Genomic DNA, 19,281 nt, shown 5'->3' with positions numbered 1-19,281 from the left:
CGATCAAAAAATCCAAGGAGGAATTTCAATGAAACTATCTTATGTAACCGACAGTTTAGGACATTTACCTTTTGATGAAATGCTGGACGCAGCCGCAGAGCTTGGAATTAATACACTGGAGATGACAGCCGGAGGCTGGTCGCCTGCGCCCCACTTAAATCTCGATGAACTGCTGCAAAGCAGCGATAAAAGGCGCGAATTCGCAGAGACGCTGGAAAAACGGAATATGACGCTTTGCGCCTTAAATTGCTCGGGAAATCCTTTAGATCCGGGAGAACTCGGCAAAGAGCACAGGGAAGTCACAGAAAAAACGATGGAGCTTGCAGGATTATTAGGCATCAAAAAAGTCATCATGATGAGCGGTTTGCCGGCCGGAAGCCCTGAGGACAATACGCCGAACTGGATTACATACACGGTGAGCTGGCCGCCTGTCTTAAAAGATATCTTAACCTACCAGTGGGAAGAAGTCGCGATCCCTTACTGGAAAGAGCTTGTCAAAAAAGCGGAAAGCTGCGGCGTTGAAAAAATCGCGCTGGAAAATTTCAGCTCACAATTAGTCTATAATCCCGAGACTCTCTTTCGGCTTCGAAACGCGGTTGGCTCGATGGTGGGGCTGAATCTTGATCCGAGCCACCTATTATGGATGGGGGCAGATCCAATCATCGCTGCAAGAGAACTGGGCGAGGCCATTCATCATGTCCACGGAAAAGATGTCAGAATTGAAAGATATTTATCTGCCGTAAACGGTGTGTTAGAAACAAAGGAAGTGACTGATACGGCGAATCGGGCGTGGAATTATGTAGCTGTCGGATGCGGACAAGATTTGCAGTGGTGGAAAGAATTTTTCTCGGTCGTGAAAATGACGGGTTATGATGGTGAAGTTTCTTTGGAAATGGAAGACCTTACGATGTCACCGGAAGCTGGCATCAGAATATCGATCAAAGCATTAAAGCAAGCAATCAGCCAATAGGAGGGTTTCGTCATGCTGAATGGAGAAAGGATCATTTCAACGCCTTTGCGCTGGGCAATGGTAGGCGGAGGAAGGCTCAGCCAGGTTGGATATAAACATCGCACAGGCGCGTTGAGAGACAATACAGCCTTTCAATTAACAGCCGGCGCATTTGATATTGATGCTGAAAGGGGAAAAGACTTCGGGATGAACATCGGAGTGAGTGCAGAACGCTGTTATCCCGATTATCAAACGATGTTTGCGGAAGAAGCCAAGCGAGACGATGGCATAGAGGTGGTCTCGATTGCCACTCCGAACCGCACCCATTATGAAATCTGCAAGGCTGCGCTTGAAGCGGATTTGCATGTCATCTGTGAAAAACCGATGTTTTTCACCTCAGAAGAGGGCTATGAAATCAAAGCCCTTGCGGAGAAAAAAGGAAAAATTGTCGGCGTGACGTACGGTTTTTCCGGCAATCAAATGCTGCTTCAAATGCGCGCTATGATTGAACAGGGGCAAATCGGCGATATTCGCCTGGTTGATTTGCAGTATACACACGGATTCAGCGCAACAGATGAAGTCGAAAAAACCAGCGATGCACAAAAATGGCGCGTCGACCCTGCAATCGCCGGACCAAGCTTTGTGCTGGGCGATCTGTCGACTCACACCTATTATATGTCACAGCTCATTATGCCGCACATGAACATAAAAGAGCTGCTGTGCGACCGCCAGAGCTTCGTCAAGAGCCGCGCCCCGCTCGAGGATAATGCCTACGTCTTGATGCATTATGAAAACGGAGCGGTCGGTACGATGTGCTTGAAATTCGCCGTCGCGATTGGCGCCAAAAACCGCGGAGATAAACAAACGTTACAAAACCTGATTTATCCTGATATTGACGCCGGCATTGAGGGCATACGCTGGGTCGAAAATTGCGTGCGTTCAGCAGAGCAAGGCTCGGTGTGGGTCGATTTTCAATAATTATCGTGAAGCGCGTTTTTGTCCCGTGCTAGCTAACGTTCCCCTGGAAAAATTGCACATCCCCACCGTCCTATGAAGGCATTAAGGCCGGGATCCAAAATCCCGGCCCTTTGTCATTGATTAACGTACACATTCTGAAAGACTGCCGTTGCCTCCCATACGTTCAAACCGAATGTTCCATGTTTGAATGTTGAATCATGCGCATCAATCACCAAACGGTCATCCAAATAGATTTTAACGTTTGCGCCTCGGGCGACAGTTTTCAGATGATACGTTTTATTGACATCTATCGGTGTTTTGTGCTCGGCTATGACAGAGGCTGATCCGTTTTCAAATTTGAAAAATTTGACTACGTCATGCTTGGCATCCACATTGGCCAGATAGCCGTTTTTCACATCTTGACCAGCCCGAAAGACAAGGGCTCCAGCCCCCCTTCCATTGCCATCTTTAATCGTAATGTCGGATTCGTAAGTGAAGTCTGTTCCGGAAGCTGAAGATGTAATAAAAGAATCACCGTCAGAGCGTCCTTGTTTTCCATCAATGGTGTCGGCCCACAACCCGTTTACGGTCGTCCAGCCCGCGAGGTTTGACTTGAGAGGGGACTTTCCCCAAGTTTTTTTCAGAGGATGAATCGTTAGGGAATTTAGCTTTACAAAACCGTTTGAAGCATACACCTCCAGCCCGTTGCTCGATTGATCCGGGAAGATGAGGTCGGTCAGCACTTGCTGTCCATCGTTTCCAAATACTTCGACAGAAGAGCGGTCGACAAAAATGCGCATCTTCACCTTGCCATTCACCGGCTTCAACGGAGCAGCCTGCTTTCCGGTGTTAAAGCTTGGATGGAAGGCGACGTTTCCGGTTTGGCTGCGGTCAACGAACAGAGTGCCGTTTCCCTGATGATAGCCGATTTTTGTATATTGATTTTCTCCTTTTCGAACCTTAAAACCGAATTCAGAAGCCGATCCGGCGCTCACTTGAAATTCTGCATTGATTTCGTAGGAGTCTCCCGGTAAATTAGCCGGCAGGCTGCGGCCTGCGGAGGATATAATCTTATGCCGCCACCCTTGAGAGGCTCCTCTGATCGAACGCAGCGCCTTTACCGGGGCTTGCACAATTCTGGCTCCGTCAGAAAACGCTTTCAATTTTACCTCTCTTGGAATCGTCATGGCCCCTCTCCACGGGGATGTAGGAACATCGTTTGCATATTGCCAATTGCTCATCCATCCCAGCCAAAGCCTGCGTCCGTCTGAAGACGGGATGTCGGACCAGGAGACAGCCGCATAGAAGTCTTTGCCGTAGTCCGTCCATAGGGTTTTGCCCGGCGGATTTTCATTCTTAAAAGACTTGCCGTCAAAGCTGCCTACGAAATATTGCATGCCTGATCCTCCCGAGACGGACCCGTTTCCAACACTGACTTGCATCACCCATTTCTTTTCATACGGATTGCCGTCTACTGAAAGCTGAAACAAATCAGGACATTCCCATACGCCTCCATGGCTGCCTTGCCCCTCTCCAAATTCGCTCGCATAGGTCCATTCCTTCAGGTTGGGAGATGTGTATATCATGATTCGGTCACCGGCCGCCAGCACCATCACCCACCTTTTTGTTTCTTCATGCCATAATACTTTCGGATCGCGAAAATCCTTTTTTCCCGGGTTCGGAATGACGGGATTGCCCGGATATTTCGTCCATGTTCTTCCTTTGTCATTGCTGTAAGCGATGCTCTGGACCTGTTCCCCTTCGCGGTCCTGCGTATAAACGGCAATGAGCGGCTTTTCTTTTCCGGTCTGAAAACCGCCTGTATTGTTCCAATCGACTACGGCGCTGCCAGAAAAAATCGTGCCGTTATCATCCGGTGACAGCGCGGCCGGAAGATGCTCCCACCTGACTAAATCCTTGCTGACCGCATGGCCCCAGTGCATCGGCCCCCACTGCAAACCATATGGATGATATTGATAAAACAGATGGTATTCCCCAGCATAATAGACCATTCCGTTTGGATCATTCATCCAGTTCGCTTCAGGAGTGAAGTGGTACCTTGGCCGATGTTCCTCCTCATAGTAGCTTGGGTCGGCTGCGTAAACAGGCCCGGCCGGCAGCATCATGGTCAGCATTGCTCCGAATTGAAGCAGCCTCTTTTTCACTTTATTCACCCTCTCCCTTCCTATCTTTATTGGATATTCAAGCACATTCCGATTTTGCTCCAAACAGCCGCCCCCGCCGGAAATGCCGGGGGCGGCTGTTTTTAAGAATTCGGGATGACTTCCAAAACCTTATGCCAAAAAACCGGCCCAATAACCGAGAATACCGATGATAAAAATGCCGAATATAATAAGAAGCGGATTCACGCCTTTTCGCAGCATCCACGCGACGAGCAGCGTCAAACCTAAAGGCAGCACCCCCGGCATGATGCTGTCCAAAATACTCTGCACCGTTTGAACCTCCACTTTGCCTGATTCGTTCTTAATTCTGGAAACGACGATTGGGATGTTGATGGTGGTCCACTTTGAGACAAGAGCCCCCATGACAAACAATCCGAGTATCGAAGCGCCTTCGGTCAGCTTTTGAATCCGGTTCCCGACCAAATCCTGAAGAATTTCCATTCCTTTCACATAGCCGTACTTTAAACCGTAATATTTCGTACTTAATCTTATGGCATTGATGAAGAAAAAGAACAGCAGAGGCCCGGCAATGTTCCCTCCTAAGGCGAGCGATGCCCCCAAAGCCGCTAACACCGGGCGCAGCGTCCCCCAGAAAATCGGATCGCCCACACCCGCGAGCGGTCCCATTAACCCGATTTTCATACCGCTGATCGCTTTTGCATCAATTCCTTTTTGATTGGCCATCTCTTCTTCCATGGCGGCCGTCACGCCGAATATCGGTGCTGTCAGCCACGGGTGTGTATTGAACCATTCGAGATGGCGCTGCAATGCTTCGTTTCTTTTCGCTCCCGGACCGTACAGTTTTTTAATCGCCGGAATCATCACATAGCAATAGCCCATTGCCTGCACACGCTCAAAGTTAAAAGATCCGAGCAAAAAATTTGAACGAATGAACATGCTGAAAATTTCTCTCTTTGTTAATCTTTTTTCTGTCTCCATCTTCTTCGGTCCCCTCCTCATTGATTAGGCATCAAGATCATCATCATCATCGTAAGCAGCCGAGCTGCTGTTTGCGGCTGCTGCTGCGACCGCTCCCTGCGCGCTGTTTTTTTGCATGACCTGCTGATACAGAAGGGCAAGGCACAGTCCGAGAGCGCCGAACCCGACCAGATTGAAGTCTGTAAACGCCGCCAACAAAAAGCCGATGTAGAAGAATGGCTTCAAGTAAGGAATGTTCATCATATTGATCACCATCGCATACCCGACGACAACGATAATTCCTCCGCCTACCTGGAGACCTTTTGTAATGACTTCGGGAATATTCCCTAAGAAAGCCTGAACAGCGCTGACGCTGATCAGCGCCACAATCAACGTCGGGATCATAACTCTGAGCGCCTGAAACACCATTGCTGTAATATGCATGATTTCGATACCTTTCATATTTCCATCCTTGGCGTATTTGTCAGCGCGGTGGATTAAAAAGACGGTAATCGTGCGGACAAAAATCGTCAGCGCCTGCCCTGCAGCTGCCAATGCCACTGCGACGGCAATTCCTTCGCCGATTCCCTGATCGGCGGTAATCACCAAAATGGTTGAGATTACAGAAGCGATGGCTGTATCCGGCGCCATGGCGAGGCCGACATTCATCCAGCCCAAGGCCATCAGTTCAAGGGTTCCGCCCAAAATGATGCCGGTTTTCAGGTCTCCGAGCACCAAGCCGACCAATGTACAGGCAATCAGCGGACGGTGCGTCTGTCCCTCGTCCAATACGCTTGCGATACCGGTAATGCCTGCAATAATCAACAGCAATATAATTTGTATTGAAGACATCTTCACATATCCCCCTTTTCTATTTTGCGACGTTTCTCAAAATCTGCATAAAGTCTTCGCTGGTATCTGAAGGGAGCTGTCTCAATTCAAGCTTCACCCCCAATTCGTTCAATCGTTCAAACGCCTCTATATCTTGTTCTGTCACACTGACTGATTTTGTGATCTGCCTGCGGTTATGCTCGAATCGCATGCCTCCGACATTTACCGTTTTAATCGGAACACCTGCTTCAATCAGGGATACAATATCGCCCGGTTTTTCAAATAGCAGCATCGCCGTTGTCTCCGCATACCGCGGGCTATGAAACGCTTTTGCCATTTTTGAAATAGAGACGGCGCTCGCTTTTACATTTGAAGGGGCAACAGAAAGAATCAGCGTTTTTCTCATGTCATCTGCCGCCACATCATCTGAGACAACGATGATTCGGTCAGCCGCATGGATTTTAATCCATCTGGTCAGCACCTGGCCGTGAATAAAGCGGTCATCAATCCTAGCTAATACAATGTTCATCACAATTTATCCTCTCTTTCGGCTCTTATCGCATGTTCTAAATGTTCGCTGCACACCTGGAAGCTTTCCTGACTCATTGTTTTCAGCCTGTTCAGCAGTTCTTTAAGCGGCATATGTCCTCTCAGGCTTAATACCTCCAGCAGGATCGGCAGGTTCACCCCGGCCGCCATATCCATTCTTTGATCCTTCACGATATAAGGAGCGGCCGCGTTGTATGGCGTTCCGCCAAATATATCCACTAAAAACAGCACCTCATGTTCCTTTGGAATGCGCTTTAGCGTCTGCTGATATTTTTTCTGCAATGTTTGGATGCCTTCCCCTTTCAAAAACGGCACCGCCGTCAGATGGTCTTCTTCGCCGAAAATCATGTTTGACGACTCTTTCAGTGCTATTGGAAAATCTCCATGACCGCTGATAATAACTGAAATCATTGATGTTTGCTCCTTTCTTTTGGCGTTCGCTCTTTTATGATGCAAGTATCGTGCCAACACAAATTTATTAAGCGCTTTCAACGAATCTCTTTTTGTTTTTGAAACACATTCAAAACAAAAAATAAACCTGTATTAAAATGGAGGTCCATTTAATACAGGTTCAAGTAAAAAAACAGCTTTTAAAACATCTAACCATGCAGCTCTTCGGCAAAGATGGCGGCTATAAATAATTTTTCATCTTCGCAGATTTCAAGCCCAAGCTTCTGTTCATAAGGCTTTAACGTCCGCTCTGTTATGCGGTAGACCTTTTTCAGCTGATCGTCTATTGCTTCTTCTTCTGAAAAAGCGATCGGATGATCTTTAATCACCCTTTCGAAAGCAAAAGCGGTGTGCATGATGACCTTTATCATCACCGCATTGTTCAGCATGATGCCTAATTCATCTTGAATCGTTTGCAGCCATTCTAATAAAATGTCAATAATATGATAAGGATTTAAGAAAACGAGATACTTTTTCAAACTATCCTCGCAAAGCTCCCGTACAATGATGTTTGGACCGGCCAGTCCGTCGCCTGCAGGAACGGTGCCTTTTGCAATCGCCTGGTGGATCATCCGCTCGCCTTCCCCTTCTATCAACACTTCCAGAGATACATGGGGAGCATCGATCTTCGGATTTTTCGTTCCCACCGTGGCAAGGATCTCATACTCTTTTTCGATTTCTTTTATGCTGTTTGCTAATTTAATAGACGAAACGGTCAGGATTTTGATCGGGTCGTCTGCGGCCTGATTGACGATTGTTGTTAAGATCTCCTCGAGTTTTTTTGCCGTTCCGCTCCCGGTCGTACAAATGGAGACCAATGCCTTCTGTTTGCCGGGCGGCTGAGGTGTGCGGCCCCACTGCGCGGTAAAATCCTTTGTAACCGATTCATATATGGCACGCAAGTTTAAATTCAGATAATTAACCTTTCTGACGGCATCGAGCACCATTGATGTCGTAACATTGCTGATCGTTTTAATACTGATGCCCGTTTTTTCTTCGAGCTTCGTTTCCAGCATCGCAAGCGATCCCATGTCGACAAGCATCAATACTCCTTCTCCTTCATCCACTTGTTTAATTTTCGCTTCCAGGCGCTCCATGATTTGCGACGGGGAAACCGCAAGAGGCATGTCGACCGCCGCAATCGGGGTGCTGCCTAAAAGTTCAATCGCTACGTCCACCATGGAGCTCGCCATGCTGTTTCCGTGAGCGGCGACGACAATCCCCACTCTTTTGTTCCCCTCCAACGATTTGATCGACTGAACCAGCATTGTTAAGTAGATCACTTCTATTTCCGGAACGATGATTCTAAAATACTCTTGAATCTTATCTTTAAATATCAGAGCAACTTGATATTCCTTCACATAGGTATCGCGGATTTCGTCAGTCTCCTGTGCATTTAAGACATCAGTTTGCTTGACCCGCTTTAAAAATGCATCAATATGCATGCTCAAAAAATAGATGAATTTGCGGTCGAATTTGCAATTCAGCTCATGTTCGGCAACTTCTTTCAGCTCTTTCGTAAGGCGAATCACTTCATCGTCGGCAAATTTCAGTAAGTTGTAGTTGTGAAACGTTCGCTGATGAAAAAAACTTCTGACGTGCAGATGAAGGTCAGTCAAAATATATTGATTGATTTCTTTTTTTGATAAGCCTTCTTTGTTTAAAATGTTGACCTTTTCCTCAATCAAATCATACAAATTAAATGTGAGATCATCGTCGATTTTTGTTGTTTCATCTTCCACAATCGGCGATATGATGGTGGTGATATTTACATATTCGGAAATCATTTTGCTTCTCTCGATATTTTTGCTGCTTGAAATCCAGTCCTGTTTGATGTCATCAGGGAGATCCCGGACGGTCAGTTCGACAACATCATCCCTGTCAAGATGATGCAAAAAGCCGTGAGCACATACGAGCTGCACATTTGATTTCAGCTGCCCCACATTCCCGAATTTTGCGGAATGAATAAGGACATTATATACATCGATGTGCACATTCAGATTTTTCTTGATCCGCTCGGCTTCTTTTCCCAACAAAAACGTTGTCAGCTCAACTCTTTCTTTAAGAGACCGTTCTTCAAGCGAAGGGATATGTATGGTCATCGGAATTCTTCGCAAAAATGTTTTCAACAATGCAGAACTCGGATTTTCCGTCGTAGCGCAAATAAACAATACTTTTGATGTGCGCCTGTGCTCCGTTTCGCCAAGCCTGTTATAAGCGCCGCTGTCAATAAAATAAAACAGCATTTCCTGACCCTCGGGAGGAAGGCGGTGGATTTCATCCATAAACAGAATGCCTCCGTCGGCCTGTTCGACTAAACCTGCCTTGTCTTCGTCAGCGCCTGTAAACGATCCTTTTTTATGCCCGAATAATTGAGAGAGCAATAATTGGGGATTGTTATAATAATCCGCACAGTTAAATGTAATAAAAGGAGAACCGGGTTTGAGAATGTCAGAGTAAATCGCAAATTGATAAATCCGGTTCGCAAAAAGGGATTTGCCGGAACCTGTCGGCCCTAAAAGCAGCATATGCAGACCGTGCGGAGGATAAAAGACGGCCGCTTTCGCCTGGGAGATCGCTTTCTTTAAGCTGCCTTTTGCTCCGATCATCAGTTCCAAAGGATTGGTGGAAATTTTCCGGGGCACCCTTTTTTGATTGCCGGAACACTGATGAAGTCCGTCTACTTCCATCTTTGCTGTATTCCATTTAATGTTGAATGTTCTTTCAACGACTTCCACCGGAACGTAACGGACGGGGAACGTCTTCACCTTTATCGCTCTTTTAGCGCGGACGAGGTTGTTCAATTCAAAGCTGACATTGGAACGCTCCATTTGCAACTCTTGGGCGATATCCTTTGCTGAAAGACCTTGCATCTGCAAAAGCTGATCCGGGGAAACTTCACGAAAATGATGCAGCAGCCGGCGGTATATTTTATCGATTCTTTTCATGAGATTCATCCTTTGTCATCAAGCCGGTTAGGCTTCAATATTATCAGCAGGATTGCACAATCGGGTGAACATGTCTCTATAGAAAACCGCGGAAGTCCGCCGAATCGAAAAAGGCCTTTTGAAGATTGGCGAACCGCTCTTTTTTGCTTTTATATTCATCTGAACATGATCTCATTTCTGATATTAGTGTTTTTTTCTTATAAACTCTCACGGCTTTCCTCCTCCTAAAGTATCAATCTGTAAACAGTTTACCACTCTCAGGGAATATATTGGGGAAAATTCTGATATCGGTGAAAATGAATTTTCTGAACTGAACAGCCCTTCTGGATGGCCGCTTTCCCGGGGATCACAGGGTTGCCTTCAGCTGAATCCGCATCTTTCCCTGAAGCCTTTTTGATGAAACGTAAGACCAAATGCACCGTGTTCTTGCTGACGGCATCTTGGCCGAAACTCCTAAAAAATAGTTTCTAAATAACCATTTTGGTGTATAATCAATACATAAAAATAACGAAAGTTGAGACAACAAAACAAAGTGGGGGACAAAAGAGTGACAAATGATATACATAAACAAAAATTGTCGAGGGGTTTAAAAAACAGGCATGTCCAATTAATCGCGATCGGCGGGGCGATTGGAACGGGCTTGTTTCTTGGGTCGGGAAAATCGATACATTTTGCAGGACCGTCGATTTTATTTGCTTACTTGATCACAGGGATCATTTGCTTTTTGATTATGCGCTCCTTGGGAGAGCTGCTCTTATCGAATTTGGAGTATCACTCGTTCGTCGATTTCGTACAAGACTATTTAGGAAAAATGGCGGCGTTTATCACCGGCTGGACCTACTGGTTTTGCTGGATTTCAATCGCGATGGCCGATTTAACGGCAGTCGGCCTCTATACCCAGTATTGGCTGCCAAGCGTTCCGCAATGGGTGCCGGGGTTAATCGCGCTTATCATTCTGCTCATTATGAACCTTGCAACAGTCAAGCTTTTTGGAGAAATGGAATTCTGGTTTGCATTGGTTAAAGTCATTGCCATCCTGGCGCTGATCGTCATTGGTCTCTTTATGATTTTCACAGGCTTTACCACGCAATCCGGCGCAGCAAGCTTTACGAACCTTTGGAACCACGGCGGCATGTTCCCGAACGGGTTTAACGGCTTTATCCTCTCGTTCCAGATGGTAGTTTTTGCGTTTGTTGGGATTGAGCTTGTGGGGCTTACAGCGGGCGAAACAAAAGACCCGGAAAAAGTCATTCCAAAAGCGATCAACAATATTCCGATCAGGGTTCTCCTTTTCTATATCGGCGCCTTGCTTGTCATTATGAGCATCTATCCTTGGAATGCCATTAATCCGAGCGAAAGCCCGTTCGTTCAAGTCTTCGCAGCGATCGGAATCGTGGCGGCGGCGAGCATTATCAATTTTGTTGTGCTCACATCCGCGGCTTCTGCGTGCAACAGCGCGGTATTCAGCACAAGCCGGATGGTATACTCGCTTGCCAAAGAAAACAATGCACCTTCTTCATTGGCAAAATTGACTTCCCGTAAAGTACCGAACAATGCGCTGTTCTTTTCAACTATCGTTATTTTAATCGGTGTTACGCTGAACTATATCATGCCTGAAGGCGTATTTACGCTGATTACTAGCATTTCCACCGTATGTTTCATCTTTATTTGGGGAATCACCGTCATCTGCCATATGAAATACCGAAAAACAAAACCTGATTTGGCTAAAGAAAACAAATTTAAAATGCCGCTTTATCCGCTTTCCAATTACCTGATTCTCGCCTTCCTGGCGTTTATTCTCGTGGTTCTCGCACTTGCGGAAGATACCCGCGTTTCCTTGTTTGTAACTCCTGCCTGGTTTATTTTGCTGATTGCGATTTATAAAATGCGAAAAGCGAAGGCTCATCAGGCTGAATAAAGGAAAAAGCGTGCCGTATAAACATTCGAAAGCCCTCTAATATTTAGAGGGCTTTCTCAGTTCTAATAGACAGCTATGTTCATGGATGGAAAAACGGAAAGGATAACCACGAGCTGGATCCGCTACTTTCCCCTGTGCTTTTCTTTCGCTTTTTGCTTTCTCAGCAGGTACTTTTGCTCCTTTTCGATGTCGCGCTGCTGTTTTTTCAAGCGCTTTTTCATCGCTTTTTTTGCGTCAAGCTCCTGTTTGATCGCTTGCTGGGCTTTCATTGACCTACCGGCATTCTTCATTTCTTTGGAAACGAGCCGCTGCAACCTTTTCGGATTGATCTTCTTATTCGCTTCAGCTTTTACGCTGATTCCTTCCTTTTCAGCTTGAGAAATCAATTCGGCAAGCTGATGGTAAACAAAATGCAGCACTTCCGAATCCTTCGGCTCTTTGCCGAACAAATGGCGGAATGCCTTTAATTTTCCCTCTTGTACAATCTCAACGATTCCAACCCAAAACTGGCCGTCATAGTAAATCGTTAATTTCATAACGATTCCCTCCTCTATTAATGTGACAGAAGAATGACGGACATCCCGAGGAGGGGAAGGTTACTGACATGATAGACATGCATCCGGACTACCAACCGGATCGTGTTTTTTCATTCTTCACTATTAATGTACCAGATTTTATGCGATTCCAAAAGACTAAATGAAAAAGAGCCGTCTGATGACAGCTCTTTTTTCTTAAGCCCCCTTCAGCGCTTCATCCTTTTTTGCCAGCAATACAGACAGAAATAAAGCAACGAGGAGCATGACAGTACATGACGGCCACGCCCAGCCAGCCAAAATCAGCAAAACAATCCCCCGGCTGTTCCGCAAATGCTTGAACCTGCGTAATAAAAAACAAGTACAACAAAGACGTTATTTATCACCTGCGGCCGAAACGTTCAGGCACTATGTCATCGCTTTTTCGGAATTTAACTCATAGTGACGACGGGTAAAATGGCCAGCATTCGGTTCAGTTTGCGTTGTACTCTATGAAAATGGTACGATTTTCTATGTAATATTTCATCCAGAGGTGCATAATGAACAAGATTAGGAACGTAAGAGAATATTTTAAACAACATCGTAGAATTAGTTTGCTTGTTGATGTCATGATGGCCGTTACTTTTATCTCTTTGAGTATTCTCCTGTTTGGAAGAGACCCTGGAGCTTTTGTTGGATTTTTTATTTATATTACCGTCAGCAATTTCATTGGCACGAATTTATCAATAAGCAATCCAGATATTTTTGGAGGAGCGGATAAAGCAAAGGAACGATAAGAAAAACGGCTTTGAAAATAAAATTCCCCTTGAAAATTTTACTTTTTTAGCTGATGATATAGTTTGTTCAAATTACAGCTTAGGGGGATTTTGCTTTGAAAAAATGTTGTTTGGCAATCGCTGCCCTCGTGTTCAGTTTTTCTTTGGCAGCCTGCAATTCCAGTGCCGTTTCCGGCTCAAAACCAGAACGATCCGGTGCAGCGGATGACGGTCGTACAGATCGCGCGGCTGTCACCCTTGTCCGTGCAGTCGACGGCGACACGATTAAAGTCAAATATAATGGAAAAGTAAAAACAGTCCGCTATTTGCTTGTCGATACGCCGGAAACAAAAAAACCGAATTCATGCGTTCAGCCATACGGAAAAGAAGCTTCTGAAGAAAACAAAAAACTGGTCGAAAGCGGCAAGCTGGAATTGGAATTTGATAAAGGCGGCCGCACTGACAAGTACGGAAGATTGCTGGCCTATGTATACGCTGACGGAAAGTCGGTTCAGGAACAGCTTTTAAAGGACGGCCTTGCAAGGGTAGCCTACATATATCCGCCAAATACAAAGTACGTAGATGAATATCAAAAGGTTGAAAACACCGCTAAGAAAAAGCACATTGCGATATGGAGCAAGTCCGGCTATGCGACAGACAAAGGGTTCAACGGATGCGTCGTTGGAAAAACAAAGACAGCGCTCAAGTCGGACTCCGCGAAAAAATCTGCTGCAGCAAGCAAAGACTCAAATTCTTCCGCTCCGGCATCAGGCGGCAAAGAAACGTTTGCCAATTGTACCGAATTGAGAAAGAAATACCCAAACGGTATTCCAAGCTCCCATCCTGCTTACCAGGCTAAAATGGACCGCGATCACGACAATTATGCATGCGAGCGGTAATACCATGCAAAATAGCCCGATATCCGGGCTATTTTTGTTTATTTCCGCGGGCGGATCATGCATGCTTAAGTTTCATCTAAAGCATGGGGATCCTCCATGTTCATGACCGCGGTAAAAATACGGCCTCTTTTACGAGCTGATGGATCGGGCAGATAGCAAACGATTGAGCTTTGCGATCGTGTCCTCTTTTTCCAGGGGTCTAGAGACCGTCAGCTTCAAATCGGGCGAATCGTATATTTGCAGAGTGACATGCTCCATAAACATGGCGCCTGCCAGGGGGTGGCGTATCTCTTTTTCACCGGGGGGCGTTCCGAGCACTTCATGATGATTCCACCACCTTCGGAATTCGGGGCTTTTATCGGACAATTCATCTGTCAGCTCCCTGATCCATTCCTCCCCGAAAAACCTTGCCGCCGTTCCGCGAAACTGCGCAAGCAATCTTTTTGCATGACTTTCCCAATCTGCGAAAAGGCTTTGATATTCTTTGGAACAAAAACAACGCCAGATCGCGTTCTTTTCTTTTTTGCTCATGCGGTTAAAATCGCCGAACACCGCGCAAGCAGCTTCATTCCAGGCAATCACGTCCCATTTTTCGTCTGTGATGTAAACGGGACAAGCCTTTAAATTGTGTTTGATAAGGTTCTGGACGACCGGGCTCAAATCCTGTCTGGAACTTTCCCTATGATACAGCGGAATTTGCTGTCCGGCCAAAAGAAAGACATGCTTTTTTTCCTCATAGTTTAATTTGAGCACTCTTGAGATGCTTTCCAGCACCTGTGTCGATACTTGGATATCCCTCCCCTGCTCGAGCCACGTATACCAGGTCACTCCTATCCCTGAGAGCTGTGCCAGCTCTTCTCTTCTGAGCCCTTTCGTTTTTCTTCTGGGGCCTATCGGCAACCCGTATTCTTCAGGTGATACAGTTGACCTTTTTAACTTCAAAAAATCGCCGAGCTCTTTCCTTTTCTCTTTTATTCTACTCAAAGGCACTCACTCCTCCGGCATGCGGGAATCTTCTTAATATGATTCTACATGAATCGGGAGCAAAATGAATATGAAACGCGCCTTATTCCGGTTTCTTTCTGCAAACACTTCATAGGCAGCGTTAATATCGTATTTTAGCCCACTGGCACGAATATTTGAAGCTGTTTACGAACGCCATATAATGATCTTTATCGAATTGTTTTCATACTTTAGGCCCTTTATAATCATTTTCGTTTGTATGATCCATTTATTCCCTCTCTATTTCTTGGGCTGACTGATCGGGAATCAAAAGCGAAGTAAAGGCAATGCCGATCATGAACATTCCAAGCAAGCAAACGCCGGTCCAACGAAATTCGGTCCAGGCCAAAACACCCGCATATGAGCCCAACGCGCCCCCCAGGAAAATCATGACCATGAGCATGCCGTTAAGGCGGCTTCTCATATCAGCCGACAATTGAAAAATCATGGCCTGGCATACAACCTGATTGGCTTGTGTCCCCATTGTTACGAATAACGCTCCAATGATAACGGCGATTAAAGATTGTTTTCCTGAAAAAAGCAGCATAAAAGCAAGCAGCGAGATAGACATGCAAACCACATTGGCAAAAACCGCCCCCCTCTTGTCAATAATCCGTCCGATCACAGGAGCGGCGAAGGCGCCGCCGATTCCGACGAGTCCGATCATGCCGGCAGCTTGGCTTCCGTAAGAATAAGGCGGATCATTCAGCAGGAAGACGAGAGTCGTCCAAAATAAACTAAAGGCGCCAAACATAAGCCCCTGGCTCAGGCAGGCTTTTCTCAACGTGTGTTCCCTGAAAAGCAAAGGTCCCAGAGATGCAAGGAGTTTTCCGTAGTTAATGGTGTGTGAAGCCTTGTTTTTCGGCATAAACAAGCGAATCAGCAACATGATGATAAGCGTTGACCCGCACGTTATCCAGTACACCATCCTCCAGCCGGCATGCGAATCGATGATTCCGCTGATCAGCCTTGCCCCCAATATTCCGCACACCAAGCCAATCGCAACATTTCCAAGCACTTTTCCTCTCTCGTTTTCATGTGCTAAATCGGCTGCAAAGGGAACGATAATTTGCGGAATAATCGTGAAAAAACCTAACAAAAGCTGTGCGGCCGCAAGCCAGGAAAAATTTGCAGCAAGCGCTGACCCTGTAGAGCATAGACATACGAGGAACAGTAAAGCAACAATCAGGCGTCGCCTTTCAAAAATGTCGCCAAGAGGAACCAGCATGAAATTCCCCAGTGCATAGCCGGCTTGGGTGATTGTAGCGATCATCCCCGCCTGTGCAGCTGTAACGTGAAACGTATGCCCCATGCTGACCAATAGCGCTTGATTCAAATAAATATTAGCAACGGTGACCCCTGAAGCAACCGCCATTAGAAATACAAGCCCGCCAGAAATCCCGTCCGCCTTTTTTCGGTTGTCTTTTTCCATCTTGTCACCTCCCTAAACGATATTCGAATTATAATGCACCGGAAACGCCGGAAAATAGCAGTCTATTTATCATAGTATTAGGAATACCAGTCATTCTCGTTTATCAGAAAATTTCTGAGGGAGATGGGAGGGAAAAAGCCGCGGCACATGAGATAAAGGAAAAAAACGATTGATACAGGTAAGAAAAAGTAAAAGTGCTTTACACAGATTTTTTCTGATCTATGAAAGGAGGAGGGGAATTGGCTTTTTGCAATCGGAAGCTTTCAGCTTTTAATCAGGCCGGCGATCCGCTTGATTCATGATGCCCATTACCGAAAGCACCTGAAACAGCAACCTCCGGGTGATTAATGTTAAAATAGAGGTACTTTGAGGGAGGAACTTATCATGAAAAGATATTTAATGCTGACGACCCGGACAGAAAACTTTAACACTGCATATGTGCCTGCTCATTACGATTTTTTGGATCGGCTGAAAGCGGAAAACCGTTTAGAATTGTACGGCCCTTTCAGCGATGAAACAGGCGGTGCATACCTCATCCGCGCCCATTCTATTGAAGAAGCAAAACAAATCGGACAGTCCGATCCGCTCATCGAAAACGGCTCTTCCGTTTTGGTCGTGAAAGAATGGCTGACGAAAGAATAGCTTCTAAAAAAGTCCCTCTCACGTTGAGAAGGACTTTTTTTAGCATCTAAAGGAGCCATTCCCCGCAGCAATCGGCCAAACGCTCTACATCATTCATAAAAACGCCGGCATGATAACCGTCGCACACGGCATGGTGGACTTGCAGGGAAACGGGTAAATAGGCATCATTCCCTTGAGAAAAGTATTTTCCGTTCGTAATAATCGGGAGCAGGTACTCTGTATTTGCAAGATGAAGCTCAGGAGCTTGTAAAGCTGGTCCACGGAATCGAAGAGACCGAAAATGAATTGGCGGGCACGTCTTTTTTTGCCCACAGCCCTTTTTTGTCTCCAAACCGCTCGATATCTCCAAGATACGTCTGATAAAAATGCGGGAATTCTTCCGAGTATTCCGACCATACGGCAGAAAAGGTCTTATCCTCTTGATGAAAGATCGTATAGCACGGGTTCAGCCGTTCCCAATATCCCAATTCCCCTTTGTCATTGAATGCCGTTCTAAATTCGGGGTAGGCGTTGACGACCTTTGACACCATGTAAATAAATGCGGGATAAAGCTTTATATTTTTGTCACGCAGCCTGTCGAGCAATCCGGTGATGCGAATGTTTGCCGTCATGCTGAATGAGCATTTTCCGGCGTTCATGTAATGCTCAAAATAAGGTTTTCTGTGCCAATGTTCAAGATCAATTCTTTGAAAATTCATGGTTAGCCTCCTAAAATAGAATGATTTTTTATTTCAGGAGGCGTGATCCACTGCTTTGACCAATACCCTCACCTCTTCAAATCTTCTTTCACTGTAACACTATACAGGTCATCAGATCAATTCGGAGAGGATGGCCTTTGTCATCTTGCTTTTTCATTCCCAAAGCCACCGCACCGGACCGCTTTCGGGTTATACTGACATACATCGGGGTGATCACATGAATGACAAATCCGGCCTCACGCCTGAAAATTGGCGGGCTATTGTTGAAAACGATTCATCATATGACGGAGTGTTTTATTATGCGGTTAAAACGACAGGCGTATTTTGCCGTCCTTCCTGCAAATCGAGGGTCCCTCACATTGACAATGTACGCATTTTCCCGAATGCGCAAAAAGCTTTGTCAGAAGGATACCGCCCCTGCAAGCGATGCAATCCGGACGGACCTCTTTTGCCTGATGAGGAGCTGGCGGAGCGGGCCGCTCTGATCATCGGCGAACGCTATCACGAGCCGCTGACGCTCTCTGAATTGGCTGAAATGTGCCATGCCAGCCCTTTTCATCTTCAGCGGACGTTCAAACGGATCAAAGGCGTTTCTCCGCTTGAATACATGAGCCGAAAAAGGATATGTGAAGCGGGCAAGCTTCTTGCCGCTTCAGACGAAACGATCGCACAAATCGCCGCCAAAGTCGGCATTGCAAATGCGGATTACTTTTCCGCCCTGTTTAAAAAGAAAACAGGGCAAACGCCGACGTCGTTTCGTCAATTGAAGCGGGAGGCGGAGCAATGACCGGCCAAATCGTATATTGGAGCAAGCTTAAAGCTGACGAATGGAATCTGTATATGGCGGCGACCGCTGCGGGCCTTTGTTTTACGGGCTCATATGATGAACTGGCTGCCTGGTTTGCCAAGCGGGACCTTGCCGATTGTGCAGTGCTCGATGATGAAGCATTGCGGACTTACGCGGATGAACTGGCCGCGTATGTGAACGGCGGACGGAAAGATTTCAGCTTTCCTGTCGACCTCTGCGGAACCCCCTTTCAATTGTCCGTCTGGCGAGCATTGCAGGACATTCCTTATGGAGAAACTTGCTCATATTAGGACATCGCCGAAAGGATCGAAAAGCCGGAGGCCGTCCGTGCCGTGGGAGCGGCGATCGGCGCCAATCCGCTGTTGATCGCAGTTCCCTGTCACCGGGTCATCGGAAAGAACGGGAAACTGACAGGGTACAGGGGCGGCTTGGAAATGAAAAAACGCCTGCTCGCGCTGGAAAAAGAATATCAATTCTTATGGTAAAACAAACACCGTTCGCATATCGAACGGTGTTGTCTTTATTTAAAAATCGAAGTTATCCGGATCAGGACCGACCCGTGTGTTCTCGTTTAAAGCATCGATTTGCGCCATTTCTTCTTTTGTCAGTTCAAAATCGAAAATATCCGCGTTTTCGGCAATGCGCTGCGCTTTAGTCGATTTTGGAATCGTGATGACGCCGTTTTGCAAATCCCAGCGCAAAATGACCTGTGCTGCGGTTTTGCCGTGCGTTTCCGCGATTTCTTTAAGAAGAGGATGATCGAGCAATTGCCCCTGCATCAATGGAGACCATGCTTCAAGCTGAATGCC

17 protein-coding genes and 3 pseudogenes are annotated in these 19,281 nt (G+C 46.3%); 9 read left to right on the top strand and 11 right to left on the bottom strand.

Going from position 1 to position 19,281, the window contains the following annotated elements; all coding sequences use genetic code 11:
* Nucleotides 1-28 precede the first annotated feature (28 nt).
* Nucleotides 29-970, top strand: a complete 942-nt coding sequence (locus V7126_RS00525; RefSeq protein ID WP_046131524.1) for a sugar phosphate isomerase/epimerase family protein — start codon at nt 29-31, stop codon at nt 968-970.
* Between the two features lie 12 nt (nt 971-982).
* On the top strand, nt 983-1,927 hold the full coding sequence (locus tag V7126_RS00520) for a Gfo/Idh/MocA family protein (RefSeq protein WP_175075614.1): 945 nt from the start codon (nt 983-985) through the stop codon (nt 1,925-1,927).
* 113 nt (nt 1,928-2,040) lie between these two features.
* Here the strand turns inward: V7126_RS00520 and V7126_RS00515 are convergent, their stop codons facing one another.
* The 6 genes from V7126_RS00515 to V7126_RS00490 all read right to left on the bottom strand — a co-directional run bounded on the left by V7126_RS00515 (nt 2,041) and on the right by V7126_RS00490 (nt 9,785).
* The gene (locus V7126_RS00515) at nt 2,041-4,071 is read right to left on the bottom strand and encodes a GH32 C-terminal domain-containing protein (protein ID WP_046131600.1); all 2,031 of its coding nucleotides are present in this window, start codon (nt 4,069-4,071) and stop codon (nt 2,041-2,043) included.
* A gap of 129 nt (nt 4,072-4,200) precedes the next feature.
* Complete coding sequence (gene levG, locus V7126_RS00510) at nt 4,201-5,028, bottom strand: PTS fructose transporter subunit IID (RefSeq protein ID WP_046131522.1); 828 nt, start codon at nt 5,026-5,028, stop codon at nt 4,201-4,203.
* Between the two features lie 24 nt (nt 5,029-5,052).
* A complete protein-coding gene (locus V7126_RS00505; RefSeq protein ID WP_046131521.1) occupies nt 5,053-5,859 on the bottom strand; it encodes a PTS mannose/fructose/sorbose transporter subunit IIC in 807 nt (268 codons plus the stop codon).
* A 19-nt stretch (nt 5,860-5,878) separates the two neighbouring features.
* Nucleotides 5,879-6,367, bottom strand: coding sequence for a mannose/fructose/sorbose PTS transporter subunit IIB (locus V7126_RS00500; protein WP_046131520.1), 489 nt, complete (start codon nt 6,365-6,367; stop codon nt 5,879-5,881).
* Complete coding sequence (locus V7126_RS00495) at nt 6,367-6,798, bottom strand: mannose/fructose/sorbose PTS transporter subunit IIA (protein WP_175075616.1); 432 nt, start codon at nt 6,796-6,798, stop codon at nt 6,367-6,369. The genes V7126_RS00500 and V7126_RS00495 overlap by 1 nt, the downstream gene beginning before the upstream one ends.
* A 188-nt stretch (nt 6,799-6,986) precedes the next feature.
* Nucleotides 6,987-9,785 (bottom strand): sigma 54-interacting transcriptional regulator, encoded by a 2,799-nt coding sequence (locus V7126_RS00490; protein WP_175075618.1) that lies wholly within the window; start codon nt 9,783-9,785, stop codon nt 6,987-6,989.
* A gap of 547 nt (nt 9,786-10,332) precedes the next feature.
* Between V7126_RS00490 and V7126_RS00485 the strand changes: the two genes are divergently transcribed.
* The gene (locus V7126_RS00485; RefSeq protein WP_309245915.1) at nt 10,333-11,703 is read left to right on the top strand and encodes an amino acid permease; all 1,371 of its coding nucleotides are present in this window, start codon (nt 10,333-10,335) and stop codon (nt 11,701-11,703) included.
* A 122-nt stretch (nt 11,704-11,825) separates the two neighbouring features.
* Here the strand turns inward: V7126_RS00485 and V7126_RS00480 are convergent, their stop codons facing one another.
* Nucleotides 11,826-12,239, bottom strand: a complete 414-nt coding sequence (locus V7126_RS00480) for a YjdF family protein (protein ID WP_216899102.1) — start codon at nt 12,237-12,239, stop codon at nt 11,826-11,828.
* Nucleotides 12,240-12,775: 536 nt separating this feature from the next.
* Between V7126_RS00480 and V7126_RS00475 the strand changes: the two genes are divergently transcribed.
* Both V7126_RS00475 and V7126_RS00470 read left to right on the top strand, forming a co-directional pair.
* Nucleotides 12,776-13,012, top strand: a complete 237-nt coding sequence (locus V7126_RS00475; RefSeq protein WP_046131516.1) for a hypothetical protein — start codon at nt 12,776-12,778, stop codon at nt 13,010-13,012.
* A 95-nt stretch (nt 13,013-13,107) separates the two neighbouring features.
* A complete protein-coding gene (locus tag V7126_RS00470; RefSeq protein WP_175075623.1) occupies nt 13,108-13,890 on the top strand; it encodes a thermonuclease family protein in 783 nt (260 codons plus the stop codon).
* 129 nt (nt 13,891-14,019) lie between these two features.
* Here V7126_RS00470 and V7126_RS00465 read toward each other — a convergent pair whose 3' ends face one another.
* Together V7126_RS00465 and V7126_RS00460 are read right to left on the bottom strand one after the other, a co-directional pair.
* Entirely contained in the window at nt 14,020-14,874 is an 855-nt protein-coding gene (locus V7126_RS00465; RefSeq protein WP_046131514.1) for a helix-turn-helix transcriptional regulator, read from the bottom strand.
* Nucleotides 14,875-15,121: 247 nt separating this feature from the next.
* Nucleotides 15,122-16,324, bottom strand: coding sequence for an MFS transporter (locus tag V7126_RS00460; protein WP_046131513.1), 1,203 nt, complete (start codon nt 16,322-16,324; stop codon nt 15,122-15,124).
* 234 nt (nt 16,325-16,558) lie between these two features.
* Here V7126_RS00460 and V7126_RS00455 point away from each other — a divergent pair.
* Nucleotides 16,559-16,672 (top strand): annotated as a pseudogene (locus V7126_RS00455) (YrhK family protein); the annotation flags it as partial.
* A 36-nt stretch (nt 16,673-16,708) separates the two neighbouring features.
* Nucleotides 16,709-16,966, top strand: coding sequence for a YciI family protein (locus V7126_RS00450; RefSeq protein ID WP_046131512.1), 258 nt, complete (start codon nt 16,709-16,711; stop codon nt 16,964-16,966).
* A 46-nt stretch (nt 16,967-17,012) separates the two neighbouring features.
* Here the strand turns inward: V7126_RS00450 and catA are convergent.
* A pseudogene (gene catA / locus V7126_RS00445) lies at nt 17,013-17,664 on the bottom strand (type A chloramphenicol O-acetyltransferase).
* Nucleotides 17,665-17,881: 217 nt separating this feature from the next.
* On the opposite strand from catA, the gene V7126_RS00440 reads away from it, so the two are divergent.
* Nucleotides 17,882-18,451 (top strand): bifunctional transcriptional activator/DNA repair enzyme AdaA, encoded by a 570-nt coding sequence (locus V7126_RS00440; RefSeq protein WP_046131598.1) that lies wholly within the window; start codon nt 17,882-17,884, stop codon nt 18,449-18,451.
* Nucleotides 18,448-18,957: pseudogene (locus V7126_RS00435) on the top strand (methylated-DNA--[protein]-cysteine S-methyltransferase). Before V7126_RS00440 ends, V7126_RS00435 begins: the two are co-directional and overlap by 4 nt.
* Before the next feature lie 39 nt (nt 18,958-18,996).
* On the opposite strand, the gene V7126_RS00430 reads toward V7126_RS00435, so the two are convergent.
* Nucleotides 18,997-19,281 (bottom strand): aldo/keto reductase (locus tag V7126_RS00430; protein WP_335495957.1); only part of this gene is annotated, 285 nt, incomplete at its 5' end.

The sequence above is a fragment of the Bacillus sp. JJ675 genome (genome assembly GCF_036963165.1).
Taxonomy (GTDB): domain Bacteria; phylum Bacillota; class Bacilli; order Bacillales; family Bacillaceae; genus Bacillus; species Bacillus glycinifermentans.
Note: the sequence above shows the minus strand (reverse complement) of the source record. Positions and strands in the feature narration are given on the sequence as shown.